The 14,649-nt window shown below is 66.5% G+C and carries 13 protein-coding genes; 9 read left to right on the forward strand and 4 right to left on the reverse strand.

Annotated features, from left to right (window positions below; genetic code table 11):
• Positions 1 to 11 precede the first annotated feature (11 nt).
• The gene (acnB, locus tag AC4BAR_RS09010; RefSeq protein WP_490627517.1) at positions 12 to 2,615 is read left to right on the forward strand and encodes a bifunctional aconitate hydratase 2/2-methylisocitrate dehydratase; all 2,604 of its coding nucleotides are present in this window, start codon (positions 12 to 14) and stop codon (positions 2,613 to 2,615) included.
• A 62-nt stretch (positions 2,616 to 2,677) separates the two neighbouring features.
• Here the strand turns inward: acnB and AC4BAR_RS09015 are convergent, their stop codons facing one another.
• Positions 2,678 to 3,826: an ABC transporter substrate-binding protein gene (locus AC4BAR_RS09015; RefSeq protein WP_490627518.1), complete on the reverse strand. Its 1,149-nt coding sequence runs from the start codon at positions 3,824 to 3,826 to the stop codon at positions 2,678 to 2,680.
• A 141-nt stretch (positions 3,827 to 3,967) separates the two neighbouring features.
• Between AC4BAR_RS09015 and serC the strand changes: the two genes are divergently transcribed.
• From serC to AC4BAR_RS09055, 8 genes are all read left to right on the forward strand, one after another.
• Entirely contained in the window at positions 3,968 to 5,050 is a 1,083-nt protein-coding gene (gene serC, locus AC4BAR_RS09020; protein WP_490627519.1) for a 3-phosphoserine/phosphohydroxythreonine transaminase, read from the forward strand.
• 11 nt (positions 5,051 to 5,061) lie between these two features.
• Positions 5,062 to 6,297 (forward strand): FAD-dependent monooxygenase, encoded by a 1,236-nt coding sequence (locus tag AC4BAR_RS09025; protein WP_490627520.1) that lies wholly within the window; start codon positions 5,062 to 5,064, stop codon positions 6,295 to 6,297.
• Between the two features lie 53 nt (positions 6,298 to 6,350).
• Complete coding sequence (locus AC4BAR_RS09030; RefSeq protein WP_490627521.1) at positions 6,351 to 7,484, forward strand: sigma-54-dependent Fis family transcriptional regulator; 1,134 nt, start codon at positions 6,351 to 6,353, stop codon at positions 7,482 to 7,484.
• 226 nt (positions 7,485 to 7,710) lie between these two features.
• Complete coding sequence (locus AC4BAR_RS09035) at positions 7,711 to 8,184, forward strand: 4Fe-4S dicluster domain-containing protein (protein ID WP_490627522.1); 474 nt, start codon at positions 7,711 to 7,713, stop codon at positions 8,182 to 8,184.
• 24 nt (positions 8,185 to 8,208) lie between these two features.
• Positions 8,209 to 10,056 carry an aldehyde ferredoxin oxidoreductase family protein gene (locus AC4BAR_RS09040; RefSeq protein WP_490627523.1) on the forward strand — a complete coding sequence of 616 codons (1,848 nt, stop codon included), beginning with the start codon at positions 8,209 to 8,211 and terminating at the stop codon, positions 10,054 to 10,056.
• Positions 10,057 to 10,133: 77 nt separating this feature from the next.
• Positions 10,134 to 11,486 carry an NAD(P)/FAD-dependent oxidoreductase gene (locus tag AC4BAR_RS09045; RefSeq protein WP_490627524.1) on the forward strand — a complete coding sequence of 451 codons (1,353 nt, stop codon included), beginning with the start codon at positions 10,134 to 10,136 and terminating at the stop codon, positions 11,484 to 11,486.
• 7 nt (positions 11,487 to 11,493) lie between these two features.
• The gene (thiS, locus tag AC4BAR_RS09050; protein WP_490627525.1) at positions 11,494 to 11,745 is read left to right on the forward strand and encodes a sulfur carrier protein ThiS; all 252 of its coding nucleotides are present in this window, start codon (positions 11,494 to 11,496) and stop codon (positions 11,743 to 11,745) included.
• Complete coding sequence (locus AC4BAR_RS09055) at positions 11,745 to 12,056, forward strand: hypothetical protein (RefSeq protein ID WP_490627526.1); 312 nt, start codon at positions 11,745 to 11,747, stop codon at positions 12,054 to 12,056. Before thiS ends, AC4BAR_RS09055 begins: the two co-directional genes overlap by 1 nt.
• A gap of 15 nt (positions 12,057 to 12,071) precedes the next feature.
• Here AC4BAR_RS09055 and AC4BAR_RS09060 read toward each other — a convergent pair whose 3' ends face one another.
• Genes AC4BAR_RS09060 through AC4BAR_RS09070 form a run of 3 tightly spaced genes read right to left on the reverse strand, consistent with a single transcriptional unit; the run spans position 12,072 to position 14,538 of the window.
• Positions 12,072 to 12,374: a YkgJ family cysteine cluster protein gene (locus AC4BAR_RS09060; protein ID WP_490627527.1), complete on the reverse strand. Its 303-nt coding sequence runs from the start codon at positions 12,372 to 12,374 to the stop codon at positions 12,072 to 12,074.
• On the reverse strand, positions 12,374 to 13,318 hold the full coding sequence (gene argF, locus AC4BAR_RS09065) for an ornithine carbamoyltransferase (RefSeq protein WP_490627528.1): 945 nt from the start codon (positions 13,316 to 13,318) through the stop codon (positions 12,374 to 12,376). The genes AC4BAR_RS09060 and argF overlap by 1 nt, the downstream gene beginning before the upstream one ends.
• Positions 13,315 to 14,538, reverse strand: coding sequence for an aspartate aminotransferase family protein (locus AC4BAR_RS09070; RefSeq protein WP_490627529.1), 1,224 nt, complete (start codon positions 14,536 to 14,538; stop codon positions 13,315 to 13,317). The genes argF and AC4BAR_RS09070 overlap by 4 nt, the downstream gene beginning before the upstream one ends.
• Positions 14,539 to 14,649 lie beyond the last annotated feature (111 nt).

Consider the following 14,649-nt stretch of genomic DNA (forward strand, 5'->3'; position numbering starts at 1 on the left):
TGGAGAAAAACATGACGTCGCCTTTCCTTGACACCTACCGCGCCCACGTTGCCGAGCGCGCTGCCCTGGGCATTCCGCCGCTGCCGCTGGAGGCCAAGCAGGTCGCCGAGCTGATCGATCTGATCAAGGCCCCGCCGGCTGGCGAAGACGCCTTTTTGCTCGACCTGCTGACCCACCGTGTGCCCCCGGGTGTGGACGATGCCGCCAAGGTCAAGGCCAGCTTCCTGGCCGCTGTGGCCCATGGCGACCTGAAGGTGGCCCTGATCTCCAAGGCCAAGGCCACCGAGCTGCTGGGCACCATGGTGGGTGGCTACAACGTGCACCCGCTGATCGAGCTGCTGGACGACGCCGAAGTCGCCAGCGTGGCCGCCGAAGGCCTGAAGAAAACCCTGCTGATGTTCGACTTCTTCAACGACGTCGCCGAGAAGGCCAAGGCCGGCAACGCCAAGGCCAAGGAAGTCATGCAGAGCTGGGCCGACGCCGAGTGGTTCACCACCCGCCCCGAAGTCGAGAAGAAGATCACCGTCACCGTGTTCAAGGTGCCCGGCGAAACCAACACCGACGACCTGTCTCCCGCGCCCGACGCCTGGAGCCGCCCCGACATCCCGCTGCACTACCTGGCCATGCTGAAGAACACCCGCCCCGACGCGGCCTTCAAGCCCGAAGAAGACGGCAAGCGCGGCCCCATGCAGTTCATCGACGACCTGAAGAAAAAGGGCCACCTGGTGGCCTATGTGGGCGACGTGGTGGGCACCGGTTCCAGCCGCAAGTCGGCCACCAACAGCGTGATCTGGGCCACCGGCCAGGACATCCCCTTTGTGCCGAACAAGCGCTTCGGCGGCGTGACGCTGGGTGGCAAGATTGCCCCCATTTTCTTCAACACCCAGGAAGACTCCGGCTCGCTGCCGATCGAAGTCGACGTGTCCAAGTTGGAAATGGGTGATGTGGTCGACATCCTGCCCTACGACGGCAAGATCGTGCGCAACGGCGAAACCGTGGTCGAGTTCAAGCTCAAGAACGACGTGCTGTTCGACGAAGTGCGCGCCGGCGGCCGCATCAACCTGATCATCGGCCGCTCGCTGACCGCCAAGGCTCGCGAGTTCCTGGGCCTGCCCGTGTCCACGCTGTTCCGCCTGCCGCAGGCGCCCATCGCCACCCAGGCCGGCTTCACGCTGGCGCAGAAGATGGTCGGCCGCGCGGTCGGTCTGCCGGAAGGCCAGGGCGTGCGCCCCGGCACCTACTGCGAACCCAAGATGACCACCGTGGGCTCGCAGGACACCACCGGCCCGATGACCCGGGACGAGCTGAAAGACCTGGCCTGCCTGGGCTTCTCGGCCGACCTGGTGATGCAGTCCTTCTGCCACACCGCGGCCTACCCCAAGCCGGTGGACGTCAAGACCCACCGCGAACTGCCGGCCTTCATCAGCAACCGCGGCGGCGTGGCCCTGCGTCCGGGCGACGGCGTGATCCACAGCTGGCTGAACCGCCTGCTGCTGCCCGACACCGTGGGCACCGGCGGTGACTCGCACACCCGTTTCCCCATCGGCATCAGCTTCCCGGCCGGCTCCGGTCTGGTCGCTTTTGGTGCGGCCACCGGCGTGATGCCGCTGGACATGCCCGAATCGGTGCTGGTGCGCTTCAAGGGCGAAATGCAGCCCGGCGTCACGCTGCGTGACCTGGTGCACGCCATTCCCTTGTACGCCATCAAGGCCGGTTTGCTGACCGTGGCCAAGGCCGGCAAGAAGAACGTGTTCTCCGGCCGCGTGCTGGAAATCGAAGGCCTGCCCAACCTGAAGGTTGAGCAGGCGTTCGAGCTGTCCGACGCGTCGGCCGAACGCTCGGCCGCCGGTTGCACCATCAAACTCAACCCCGAGCCGATCAAGGAATACCTCACCAGCAACGTGGTGCTGATGAAGAACATGATCGCCGACGGCTACCAAGACAAGCGCACGCTGGAGCGCCGCATCCAGAAGGTCGAGGCCTGGCTGGCCAACCCCAGCCTGCTGGAAGCCGACAAGGACGCCGAATACGCCGCCGTCATCGAGATCGACCTGGCCGACATCAAGGAACCCATCCTGTGCTGCCCCAACGATCCGGACGATGCCAAGACCCTGTCTGAAGTGGCCGGCACCAAGATCGACGAGGCCTTCATCGGTTCGTGCATGACCAACATCGGCCATTTCCGTGCCGCGGCCAAGCTGCTGGGCGGCCAGCGCGACATTCCGGTCAAGCTGTGGGTGGCCCCGCCGACCAAGATGGACGAGAGCGAGCTGATCAAGGAAGGCCATTACGCCGCCTTCGGCACCGCCGGTGCCCGCACCGAAATGCCCGGCTGCTCGCTGTGCATGGGCAACCAGGCCCAGGTGCGTGAGGGCGCCACCGTGGTCTCCACCAGCACCCGCAACTTCCCCAACCGCCTGGGCAAGAACACCAACGTGTTCCTGGCCTCGGCCGAGCTGGCGGCAATCGCCTCCAAGCTGGGCAGGATCCCCACCGTGGCCGAGTACCACGAAGCCATGGGTGTGGTGAACAAGGACGGCGCGTCGATTTACCAGTACCTGAACTTCGACCAGATCGACGAGTACAAGGACGCGGCAGCGACCGTGGGGGCCTGATCCCCCGCACACCGGCGCCCTGGCGCCGGTGACAAAAAAGGCGGCCTGCGGGCCGCCTTTTTTCATTTCAGCGGCTTGCCGCCGGGGCCGACCACGGTGATGTCCACATAGCTGGAGCCATGGTGGTTGGCGGGGGAGAAGTTCATCGCGTAACCGCCCAGGTCCAACCGGCCCAGACGCTCCATGGCCGCCGTCAGCAAGGCCGGCGTGACCTCACGGCCGGCGGCGCGCAAGCCCTCCACCAGCACCCGGCCGTTGATGTAGCCAAACAGCCGGTCGTAGTCGACCGGCAGGCCACCGTTGCGGCGCATCGAGTTCTGGAAATCGCGCACCAGTGAGGTCACGCCTTGCCAGGGGTAGGGCACGACCCGCGCCACCGCCAGGCCCCGGGCGTCGTCGCCCAACTGCTTGACCGTGGCCACCGAAGCCGACAGCGAGAAGGTGTAGACCGGCACGCCGATCTGCGCCTTGCAGGCCTTGACCCAGGCCACCACCGAGGGCCCGGCGGCAATCAGAATGACGGCGTTGGGCCGCTGAGCGCCCAGCGCTTTGGCCTGGGCTTCGGCGTTGCTGCCGGCGTTGTCCACCGACACAGCACCGACCACCGTGCCGCCCTCGTCGGTGATGATTTTTTGCGCATAGGGCAGCAGCAGCTTGCCGAATCCGTTTTCTTGGTAGGCGATGGCGATGCGCGACGACTGCAAGGTGACCAGGTTGCGGACGATCTTCTGCAACTCGTCGATGTAGCTGGCCTGGGTGGTGAAAAAGGTCGGGTGGGGCTTGACCCGCAAAGCCGGGCTGCCGGTGTAGGCAGCGATCAGCGGGATTTTCTTTTCGGCCGCATAGGGTAGGGTGGCGGCCACCGGCTCGGTGCCGATCACGCCAAACAGTGCGATCACGCCCTTTTTCTCCACCAGGTCCTGGGCGTTCTGCAGCGCGCGCTGGCCGTCAAAAGCGTCGTCCGCCAGCACCAGCGTGATTGGCCGGCCCTGCACCCCGCCAGCGGCGTTGGCGTCGCGGATGGCGGCCGCCTCGCCCTCGATGAAACCGGTCACCACCGGCACCATGGGCCCGCTCTGCGGCAGGCTGCGGCCGATCAGAATCTCCCTGCCACTGGCCGGCTGGGCCTGTGCGGATGCCAGTCCCAGCAGCGGGGTGGCCAGACCGACCAGACAGGATCGGCGGCTGATGTCTCTCTCGGCCTGGTTCATGGGTGTCACCCTTTTGTTGTACGCGCATCCTAGCGACGGCGCTGCCTTCGGTCCATAGCGTCTGCCCTGAGGGCGGCGCCGTACCAGAAGCGGGAGGGGTTTCTTGTATGCTTGTCCTTTGCCCTCCATGGAGTTCCCTTGATGTCCCGCGTCTTCAATTTCAGCGCCGGCCCGGCCACCCTTCCCGAGACCGTGCTGCGCCAGGCCGCCGCCGAGATGCTCGACTGGCAGGGTTCGGGCATGTCGGTGATGGAAATGAGCCACCGCGGCAAGGAGTTCATGGGCATCCATGCCCAGGCGCAAAGCCTGCTGCGTGAACTGCTGGCCATTCCCGACAACTACAAGCTGCTGTTTTTGCAGGGCGGAGCGATCGGCCAGAACGCCCTGGTGCCGATGAATTTGCTGCGTGGCAAGACCAGTGCCGACTACATCCACACCGGCGAATGGTCCAAGCGCTCCATCGAGGAGGCCGGGCATTTCTGCCGCGTCAACGTGGCGGCCACGGCCGAGAGCAGCCGCTTCAGCCATGTGCCCAAACAGGCCGAATGGCGGCTAGACCCGAACGCCGCCTACGTGCACATCTGTGCCAACGAAACCATCGGCGGTGTGGAGTACCACTGGACGCCCGACACCGGCGCCGTGCCGCTGGTGGCCGACATGTCGTCCAACATCCTGTCCCGGCCCATCGATGTCAGCCGCTACGGCCTGATCTACGGTGGCGCGCAGAAAAACATGGGCCCGTCGGGCCTGACCGTGGTGATCGTCCGCGACGACCTGCTGGGCGGGGCCCTGCCCACCACGCCCTCGGTGTTCGACTACGGCCAGCAGGCCGAACACGACTCCATGCTCAACACCCCGCCCACCTACGCGATCTACATCCTGGGCCTGGTCTGCCAGTGGATCAAGGACCAGGGAGGGCTGGCGGTGATGGAGCAGCGCAACCGCGCCAAGGCCGCCCTGCTGTACGGGCAGATCGACGCCAGCGGCTTCTACAGCAGTCCGGTGGCGCCCGAAGACCGCTCGCTGATGAATGTGCCCTTCAAGCTGCACGACACCTCGCTCGACGAGGCCTTTTTGCGCGGCGCGCAAGCCAGCGGCCTGGTGCAGCTCAAGGGCCACCGCGTGATGGGTGGCATGCGGGCGTCGATCTACAACGCCATGCCCATCGAGGGTGTGCAGGCCCTGGCGGCCTACCTGCAAGACTTCGAACGCCAGCACGGCTGACGCGCCGCCCCATGGCCCTTGCCAGTCCGGCTGCGGTGTTGATCGTCGGTGCCGGCATTGGCGGCCTGGGCGCCGCCTTGGCCCTGGCCCGCAGCGGCCGCCCGGTGACGGTGCTGGAACAGGCGCCGGCCTTCGGCGAGGTGGGGGCGGGCATTCAGCTCGGGCCCAACGCGGTGCGGCTGCTGGACGGCTGGGGCCTGGGCGCCGGCCTGCGTGCGCTGGCCGCCATGCCGCAGCGGCTGCAGGCCAGAGACGCCCACGACGGTCGCCTGCTGGGCCAACTGCCGCTGGGCGATGCGATGCGGGCCCGCTACGGCGCCGATTACCTGTGCATCCACCGGGCCGACTTACATGGCTTGCTGTTGGCCGCGGTGCAGGCCGTGGGGCCTGCGATGCACACCGGTTTTGCGCTGCAATCCATCGCCAATGAAGGCGATGGGGTGGTGGCCCAAGGCCGGAATCACCTTGGAATGGACCAGGCCCACCAGGCCCCGGCCCTGCTGGGTTGTGACGGCCTGTGGAGCCAGGTGCGCGCCCAGCTGCTGGCCGACGGCCTGCCCCGGCCCACCGGCCACCTGGCCTACCGGGCCTTGTTGCCCATGAACCATCTGCCGGCCGGCCCGCCGCGCGACGCGGTGACGGTCTGGCTGGGGCCCCGCCTGCATGTGGTGGGCTACCCGGTGCGGGCCGGTCAGGCCTTCAACCTGGTGGCGGTGGTGCATGGCCTGCCGCCCGCTGACAGCAACCACTCCCGTGGCTGGACCCAGGCCAGCGACAGCGCCAGCCTGCTGGCCGCGATGCCAGGCATTCACCCCAGCCTGCAGGCGCTGCTGGAAGCCGCACCGGCCTGGACCCGCTGGGTGTTGCACGACCGGCCCGCCCTGCAGTCAGGCCAGGCCCTGGCGCAGGGACGGGTGGCCTTGCTGGGCGACGCTGCCCACCCGATGCGGCCCTACCTGGCCCAGGGCGCCGCCATGGCGCTGGAAGATGCCGACGCTCTGGCCAGCTGCCTGACCGTTCAGCCGGACGATCTGCCGCTGGCGCTGCAGCGCTATGCCCAAACCCGCTGGCGCCGCAACGCCCGGGTGCAGGCCAAGGCCCAGCGCAATGGCCGCCTGTTCCATGCCCAGGGCCCGCTGCGCTGGGCCCGCAACCTGGCGATGCGCTGGACCGGCGGGCGCGTCATGGACACGCCTTGGTTGTACCGAAGCGGTACAAGCCCTGATCAGGCCCGCTGCTTGCTTTAATGAGGTCAGTTCAACCCAACCGACCCAACGGCAGCCCGCGGTGCCATGACGCCATGACCGAGCCTTTTTCCGATGCCTTGGTGACCCACGCCGACGTCATCGCCCGTTCGCACCAGCGCTGTGCCAGCCTGGGTCTGGACCCGGTGGGCCCGCCCCGCCACGCGGTGCTGGGTCCGTCGGCGCTGATGGCGCCGGAACGCAACCGCCGCCTGCACAAGCATGCCACGCCGGTGATGGATCTGCTGCTGGACCAGATCCACGCCACCCGCAGCATGGTGGCGTTGGCCGACGCCCAGGGCCACATGCTGCACGCGGTGGGCTACGACGATTTCCTGGTCCGGCCGGCCCGGATGGCGTTTTCCCCCGGCATGGACTGGTCAGAGGCGGTGCAGGGCACCAACGCCATTGGCACGGCGCTGATCCAAGAAGAGGCGATCCGGGTTCACGCCAACGAGCATTTCATGCGTGTCAACCAGACGCTGACCTGCTCGGCCACCCCCATTTTTGACCCGCGTGGCGATGTGCTGGGGGTGCTGGACGTCACCGGTGACCAGCGCTCCTACCACGCCCACACGCTGGGCCTGGTGACCATGTCGGCCCGCATGATCGAGAACCACTGGCTCACCGACAGCTGCCACACCGAGTTGCTGCTGCAATTGCACAGCCGCCCTGAGTGCATTGGCACGCTGATGGAGGCCTTGCTGGTGGTGGGGCAGGACGGCACGGTGATGGGCACCAACCGCAGCGCGCAGGCGCTGTTCGGGCTCAGCAGCGCCAGCCTGCGCCGCACCACGGTCGACACGCTGCTGGGCACCTCGCTCGGGGCCCTGGTGATGCATTTCCGGCGCGGCCACCACGGCCCGCTGCACCTGGTCACACCCCAGGGCGTGAGCCTGTACCTGCAGGCCCGTTTCAGCTGGCACAACTGGTACGCCCTGGGGCAGTTGCGTCCCACGGATGCCGAGTGGGCGGCGCCGGCCGCCTTGCCTGCCCCGGCGCCAGCCGCGCGGGTGGCCACCATCGCCCCGCCGTTGGGCAATGCGACCACACTGAAAGCAGTGACGTTGCAAAGTGTGCAGTCGGCCATTGCCGCGGCGTCCGGCAATGTGGCCCTGGCGGCCCGCACGCTGGGCATCAGCCGCAACACCATTTACCGCAAATTGCGCGCAGCCCGCCGGCCGCACTGAGGTGTGCCAGGTGTCACTGCCGCACAGGGTGACACTCTGATTTGAATCAGTTGTCACGACGTGGAACACCTGTACGCGGCAATTTTTCACGATGTGTCTCAAATTGATCCACTGTGGCACGCGGCTCCGCTAGGGTATTCCTGAGACTGGCTTTATGGGCTCCCGTTTCCTAAAATCGTATGCACGTAAGTTCATAAGACATCGGTCAAAACAGAAGGAGTTGCGGATGGAAAAGGTCTTGCACATCAACGCCGAAAAGTGCACCGGCTGCCTGCAGTGCGAAATGGCGTGCAGCTATGAAAACTACGGCGTGTTCTCTACCGCCAAGTCGCGCATCAAGGTGTTCGATTTCCACGAGACCGGCAAGAAGGTGCCCTACACCTGCACCCAGTGCGACGAGGCCTGGTGTCTGCACGCCTGCCCGGTGGAAGCCATCACGCTGGACAAGCTGACCGGCGCCAAGGTGGTCAACGAGTCGACCTGTGTGGGTTGCAAGGTGTGCACCATCGCCTGCCCCTTCGGCACCATCAATTACGTGCAGGAAACCGGCAAGGTGCAGAAGTGCGACCTGTGCGGCGGCGAGCCGGCCTGTGCCGATGCCTGCCCGACCGGCGCCATCACCTACATCGACGCCAACTGGACCGGCCTCGACCGCATGAAGCAGTGGGCGGCCAAGACCACCACTGGCGCTCAAACCTGATTGCCCTGAAAACGGAGACCCCCCATGACCTGGACTGGCAAAATCCTGCGCGTCAACCTGACCGCTGGCACCTGCAAGAGCGAACCGCTCAACATGGACTGGGCCCGCGCCTACATCGGCTCGCGCGGCCTGGCCTCGAAATACCTGACCAGCGAGATCGACCCCAAGGTCGACGCGCTGTCGCCCGACAACAAGATGATCTGGGCCACCGGCCCGCTGACCGGCACCATGGTGTCCACCGGCGGCCGCTACACCGTGGTCACCAAGAGCCCGCTGACCGGTGCCATCGCCTGCTCCAACTCGGGCGGCTATTTCGGCGCCGAGCTGAAGTCGGCCGGCTGGGACATGGTCATCGTCGAGGGCAAGTCGCCCAAGCCGGTGTACCTGCTGATCCAGAACGACCAGGTGCAACTGATCGACGCCGCCGGGCTGTGGGGCAAGAGCGTCTGGGAGACCGAGCCGGCCATCAAGACCAAGCACCAGGATCCGTTGATCCGCGTTTCGGGCATCGGCCCGGCCGGTGAAAACGGCGTGCTGTACGCCGCCATCGTCAACGACCTGCACCGCGCGGCTGGCCGCTCGGGTGTGGGCACCGTGATGGGCAGCAAAAACCTCAAGGCGATTGCCGTCCGTGGCACGCTGGGCGTGGGCAACATCCGTGACAGCAAGGCCTTCTTTGGCGCCGTGACGGCGGCCAACAAGGTGCTGAAGGACAACGCGGTCACCGGCCAGGGCCTGCCGGCCTACGGCACCCAGGTGCTGATGAACGTCATCAACGAAATCGGTGGCCTGCCCACCCGCAACCACCAGGACGTGCAGTTCGATGGCGCCAAGGACATCTCGGCCGAAGCCATGGGCACGCCGCGCGAGACCGATGGCAAAAAGCACCTGGTGACCAACCAGGCCTGCTTTGGCTGCACCATCGCCTGCGGCCGCATCTCCAAGATGGACCCCGGCCACTTCACCGTGAAGGACAAACCCAAGTACCACGACGCTTCCGGCGGTCTGGAGTACGAAGCCGCCTGGGCGCTGGGCGCGGCCAACGGCGTCAACGACCTGGAAGCGCTGCAGTACGCCAACATGCTGTGCAACGAGTACGGCATGGACCCGATCTCCTTCGGCGCCACCGTCGGTGCGGTGATGGAGCTGTACGAGATGGGCGTGCTGACCAAGGAGCAGCTGGGCATCGAGGCGCCGTTCGGCTCCGCCCAGGCCCTGGCCTACTTTGCCGAGATCACCGGCAAGAGCGAAGGCTTTGGCAAGGAGATCGGCGAAGGTTCCCGCCGCCTGTGCACCAAGTACGGCCATCCCGACCTGTCGATGAGCGTCAAAGGCCAGGAGTTCCCGGCCTACGACGGTCGCGCCATCCAGGGCATCGGCCTGGCCTATGCCACCAGCAACCGTGGCGCCTGCCATTTGCGCGGCTACACCATCGCCTCGGAAGTGCTGGGCATTCCGGTCAAGACCGAGCCGGCCGAACACGAAGGCAAGCCCGAACTGGTCAAGGCCTTCCAGGACGCCACCGCCGCGTTTGACGCCGCCGGCATCTGCATCTTCACCAGCTTCGCCTGGACGCTGGCCGACGTCGCACCGCAGCTGCAGGCCGCCTGCGGTGAGGAGTACACGGTGGAGCACCTGACACACATCGGTGAACGCATCTGGAACATGGAAAAGCAGTTCAACCTGGCGGCCGGCCTGAGCAAGAAGGACGACAACCTGCCCAAGCGTCTGCTGACCGAACCCGCCAAGACCGGCGCGTCCAAAGGCAGCGTCAACCGCCTGGACATCATGCTGCCCAAGTACTACGAAATCCGTGGCTGGGATGCCGAAGGGGTGCCCACCGACGAGACCCGTGCTCGCCTGGGTCTGTGACGCTCTGTTTTTGAGAGCGACTGCATCAGAGGGGCGCTGGCTGGCGCCCCTTTTTCATGGGAATGAGGAGTTTGAACATGAAACATGTGATCTTGGGCGCGGGCCCGGCCGGCGTGATCGCCGCAGAAACCATCCGCAAACTGGCGCCCACCGACGAGGTGGTGTTGATCGGTGAAGAAGACGAGGCGCCTTATTCGCGCATGGCCATCCCTTACCTGCTGATCGGTCAGGTGGCAGAGCAGGGCACCCATTTGCGCAAGGGCGCCGAGCACTTTGCCAAGCTGGGCATCCAGCTCAAGCGGCTGCGGGCCACCCAAGTCGACACCGCTGCCCGTCAGATTCAGCTGTCGGACGGCAGCCAGCAGGGCTATGACCGCCTGCTGATTGCCACCGGCGCCCGCCCGGTGCGCCCGCCCATTCCCGGTCTGGACCAGCCCAATGTGCACACCTGCTGGACGCTGGCCGACGCCCGGGCCATCATGGCCCAGGTCAAGCCCGGCTCGCGGGTGCTGCAGATGGGCGCCGGCTTCATCGGCTGCATCATCATGGAAGCGCTGGCCCAGCGCGTCAAAGGCGAGGGCGGCCAGCTCACCGTGGTCGAGATGGGCAATCGCATGGTGCCGCGCATGATGACCGAGAAGGCCGGCGCGATGATCAAGGCCTGGTGCATCATGCGGGGCGTGCAGGTGGTGACCGACGCCAAAGTCGAGTCGCTGCAGAGTGGCGCGTCGGGCGGCGGTTTGCTGTCCAAGGTGGCGGGTCTTCTGGGCATGGACAAGCCAGCTTCGGGCGCCATCGTGGCCCAGCTGTCGACCGGCCAGCAGATCGAGGTGGATGTGGTCATTGTGGCCACCGGCGTCAAGCCCAACCTGGAGTTTCTGGAAGGCTCGGGCATCGACTGCAAGGACGGCATTCTGGTGGACGCGCAGATGCGCACCAACGTGCCCGGCGTGTTTGCCGCCGGTGATGTGATCAACGCGGTGGACTTCTCCACCGGTGAGCGCAGCCTCAACATGATCCAGCCGGCCGCGGCCGACGAGGCCCGCATCGCCGCGCTCAACATGTGCGGCGGCAGCACCGCGTCCCAGGGCAGCCTGGCGATGAACGTGCTGGACACGCTGGGCCTGATCGCCGCGTCGTTCGGCCAGTGGTGGGGCGCCAAGGCCGAACAAGGTGGCCAGCATGTCGAGCATGTGGACGATGCAAATTTCAAGTATTTGCGACTGGAGTTCCAGGACGATGTGCTGATCGGCGCCACCAGCCTGGGCTGGACCGAGCATGTGGGTGTGTTGCGTGGCCTGGTGCAGGGCCGCGTGAAGCTGGGCCACTGGCGTGACACCCTGCTGCAGGACCCGACCAAGGTGATGCAGGCCTACCTCTCCTGCGCCCAGTCGCAGGATGCCTGGGCCTCGCGCGCCAGCCGGGTATAACGGGCCGATGGACATCACCTTCAAGCTATTCGCCACGCTCACCGACTACCTGCCCCCGGGGGCCCGCCACAACCAACTCAGCCTGCCAGTGGACGAGGGCAGCACGGTGCAGCAGGTCATCGACCGCTTCAACATGCCGCCCAAGCTGGTGCATCTGGTGCTGGTCAACGGCCACTACATCGCGCCCGAGCTGCGCGCCAACCGGGTTCTGACGGCGGGCGACGTGCTGGCCGTCTGGCCACCGATCGCGGGCGGCTGATGGTTCAGCCCACCGGCGAGGTGCCCGAGCGGCTCAGCCGCGACATGGGCTGCACGCCGGACGACCTGGTGCGCTGGATGCCGCAGGCCACAGGGCTGCGGCCCTTGCGCTGGCTGGAGGACGGCTGCGAGCTGACCTTGGCGGGCGGAGGCCAGGTGCGATTTCGTTGGACCGTGCTGCCGCCGCGCCGCATCGCGCTGATGCGCATCCAGCGGCTGCGGCTGGAGATTGCTTTCCAGGGCTGCGAGGCCGCAGAGCGGCGCGCATTCATCGAGCGGTTCGATGCCTACACCCGGCGTGGTGGCGGCTGAGCCGCGTCTGCGGGCCTATTCGGCCGGCAGGCCGTGGCGCACCCGGGCGATGCCGCAGGCATGGCTACCAGCCTCGAATTCGCGGCAGGGCGAGGGCCGCCACTCGTAGATGCCGCAGGCCACTTTCTCGCCCAGCTTGCCGGTGAGTGCGGCGCAGCGCACCGGCACATGGTCGGTGCCGCGCATCCGGCAGGTGCTGCCGTTCAGGTCCACCGCCAGCCCACGTGGCACCTGGCCACCCATGTCTTCCATTTCGTAGACGGCAAAGTCCACCCGGAAGCTGGCGCAGCAGGCGCCGCAGCTCTGGCAGTCCAGCATCAGGCCACGCGGCCGAGCAACAGGTATTCCATCAGCGCCTTCTGCACATGCATCCTGTTTTCTGCCTCGTCCCAGACCACCGACTGCGGGCCGTCGATCACTTCGGCGCTGACTTCTTCGCCGCGGTGGGCCGGCAGGCAGTGCATGAAGAGCGCGTCGGGCTTGGCGGCGCGCATCATGTCGGCGTCCACACACCAGTCGGCAAAGGCCTTTTTGCGGGCCTCGTTCTCGGCCTCGTAACCCATGCTGGTCCAGACGTCGGTGGTCACCAGGTCGGCGCCGGCACAGGCCTCGTGCGGGTTTTTGAAAATCTTGTAGCTGCCGTTCGAGCGCAGGCCGGCCACCGACTGGTCGACCTCGTAGCCGCTGGGGGTGCTGAGGTGCACGGTGAAGCCCAGCAGTTCGGCGGCCTGCAGCCAGGTGTTGGCCATGTTGTTGCCGTCACCCACCCAGGCCACGACCTTGCCGGCAATTTCTCCCCGGTGTTCGAGGTAGGTGAAGATGTCGGCCAGGATCTGGCAGGGGTGGAACTCGTTGGTCAGGCCGTTGATGACCGGCACCCGCGAATGGGCGGCAAAGCGCTCGATCTTGGTCTGCTCGTAGGTGCGGATCATCACCAGGTCGACCATGCGACTGATGACCTTGGCACTGTCTTCGATGGGCTCGGCCCGGCCCAGCTGGCTGTCGCCGGTGGTCAGGTGGACCACGCTGCCACCCAGCTGGTACATGCCGGCCTCGAAGCTGACCCGGGTGCGGGTGCTGGCCTTCTCGAAAATCATCGCCAGCGTTCGGTCCACCAGCGAGTGGTGTTTCTCGTAGGCCTTGAACTTCTTCTTGATCAGCGCGGCGCGGGCAAACAGGTGCTGGTACTCGTCGGCCGACAGGTCACTGAACTGCAGGTAGTGTTTGAGCGGCGGCGCACCGCTGGGCAGCAGGGCGCTCATGCGGTCTCCACCAGCAAGGCCTTGATCAGCGGGCACAGGATGGCCACCACCTCATCGGCTTCGGCCTCGGTGAGGATCAGCGGCGGCACCAGCCGTACCACGGTGTCGGCGGTCACGCTGATCAGCAGGCCGGCGTCGGCGCAGCGCTGCACCAGCGCGCCGCAGGGGCGGGCCAGGTCGATGCCCAGCATCAGGCCCATGCCACGGATTTCCTTCACGCCGTCCACACCGGCCAGCTCGCGGGCCAGCGCGGCTTTCAGGTGGTCGCCCACCCGCACTGCGTTGTCGATCAGACCGTCCTCTTCCATGATGCGGATGGTCTCTATGCCAGCCCGCATCGCCAGCGGGTTGCCGCCAAAGGTGGTGCCATGGTTGCCCGGCTGGAAGATGTGGGCGGCCTTGGGGCCAGCCACCACCGCGCCGATGGGCACGCCCGAGCCCAGGCCCTTGGCCAGCGGCATCACGTCGGGCAGGATGCCGGCCCACTGGTGGGCAAACCACTTGCCGGTGCGGCCCATGCCACATTGCACCTCGTCGATCATCAGCAGCCAGTCGCGTTCGTCGCACAGCGCCCGCACCTCGCGCAGGTAGTCCATGTGCATGGGGTTGACGCCGCCTTCGCCCTGGATGGCCTCGAAGAACACCGCCACCACATTGGGATTGCCGTCGGTGGCGGCCTTGAGTTGTTCGATGTTGTTGATGGGCACGCGGATGAAGCCCTCCACCAAGGGGCCGAAACCGGCCTGCACCTTGGGGTTGCCGGTGGCGCTCAGCGTGGCGATGCTGCGGCCATGGAAGGCCTTTTCATAGACCACGATCTCGGGCCGTGCAATGCCCTTGTCGTGGCCGAACTTGCGCGCCAGCTTCAGCGCAGCCTCGTTGGCTTCCAGCCCGGTGGAGCAGAAAAACACATTGGTCAGGCCCGACAGCGCCACCAGCTTGGCGGCCAGGGTTTCCTGGCCGGGCACATGGTAGTAGTTGCTGGTGTGGATCAGTTTGGCGATCTGGTCCTGCAGCGCGGGCACCAGCTTGGGGTGGGCGTGCCCCAGGGTGTTGACCGCGATGCCGCCCAGCGCATCCAGGTAGGCCTTGCCGTTGACGTCCCAGACACGCGAACCCTGGCCATGCGACATCGCGATCGGCACACGGCCGTAGGTGTTCATCACGTGTGGCGAGGTGGGCAGGGCGATGGCGGCGGAAGAGGGCACGGCGGCATTCATGGCAGGGGCTCCAAAAACAAAGCAGCCCGACAAAGGCGGGCCGCAATGGCAATTTTAGGCGCAGTGCTTGCTTGCAGGGTGACGGCCTGCTTCGCCATTGGGGTGCGGCGG

This window comes from Rhodoferax sp. SPJ4 (assembly GCF_058216275.1).

Bases quoted from the DNA above. Each gene is read 5' to 3' on its own strand.
- serC (WP_490627519.1), top strand. From the start codon at position 3,968: ATGTCCCGCGTCTTCAATTTCAGCGCCGGCCCGGCCACCCTTCCCGAG.
- AC4BAR_RS09055 (WP_490627526.1), top strand. From the start codon at position 11,745: ATGGTTCAGCCCACCGGCGAGGTGCCCGAGCGGCTCAGCCGCGACATG.
- AC4BAR_RS09025 (WP_490627520.1), top strand. From the start codon at position 5,062: ATGGCCCTTGCCAGTCCGGCTGCGGTGTTGATCGTCGGTGCCGGCATT.
- acnB (WP_490627517.1), top strand. From the start codon at position 12: ATGACGTCGCCTTTCCTTGACACCTACCGCGCCCACGTTGCCGAGCGC.
- AC4BAR_RS09040 (WP_490627523.1), top strand. From the start codon at position 8,209: ATGACCTGGACTGGCAAAATCCTGCGCGTCAACCTGACCGCTGGCACC.
- thiS (WP_490627525.1), top strand. From the start codon at position 11,494: ATGGACATCACCTTCAAGCTATTCGCCACGCTCACCGACTACCTGCCC.
- argF (WP_490627528.1), bottom strand. From the start codon at position 13,318: ATGAGCGCCCTGCTGCCCAGCGGTGCGCCGCCGCTCAAACACTACCTG.
- AC4BAR_RS09060 (WP_490627527.1), bottom strand. From the start codon at position 12,374: ATGCTGGACTGCCAGAGCTGCGGCGCCTGCTGCGCCAGCTTCCGGGTG.
- AC4BAR_RS09045 (WP_490627524.1), top strand. From the start codon at position 10,134: ATGAAACATGTGATCTTGGGCGCGGGCCCGGCCGGCGTGATCGCCGCA.
- AC4BAR_RS09030 (WP_490627521.1), top strand. From the start codon at position 6,351: ATGACCGAGCCTTTTTCCGATGCCTTGGTGACCCACGCCGACGTCATC.
- AC4BAR_RS09070 (WP_490627529.1), bottom strand. From the start codon at position 14,538: ATGAATGCCGCCGTGCCCTCTTCCGCCGCCATCGCCCTGCCCACCTCG.
- AC4BAR_RS09015 (WP_490627518.1), bottom strand. From the start codon at position 3,826: ATGAACCAGGCCGAGAGAGACATCAGCCGCCGATCCTGTCTGGTCGGT.
- AC4BAR_RS09035 (WP_490627522.1), top strand. From the start codon at position 7,711: ATGGAAAAGGTCTTGCACATCAACGCCGAAAAGTGCACCGGCTGCCTG.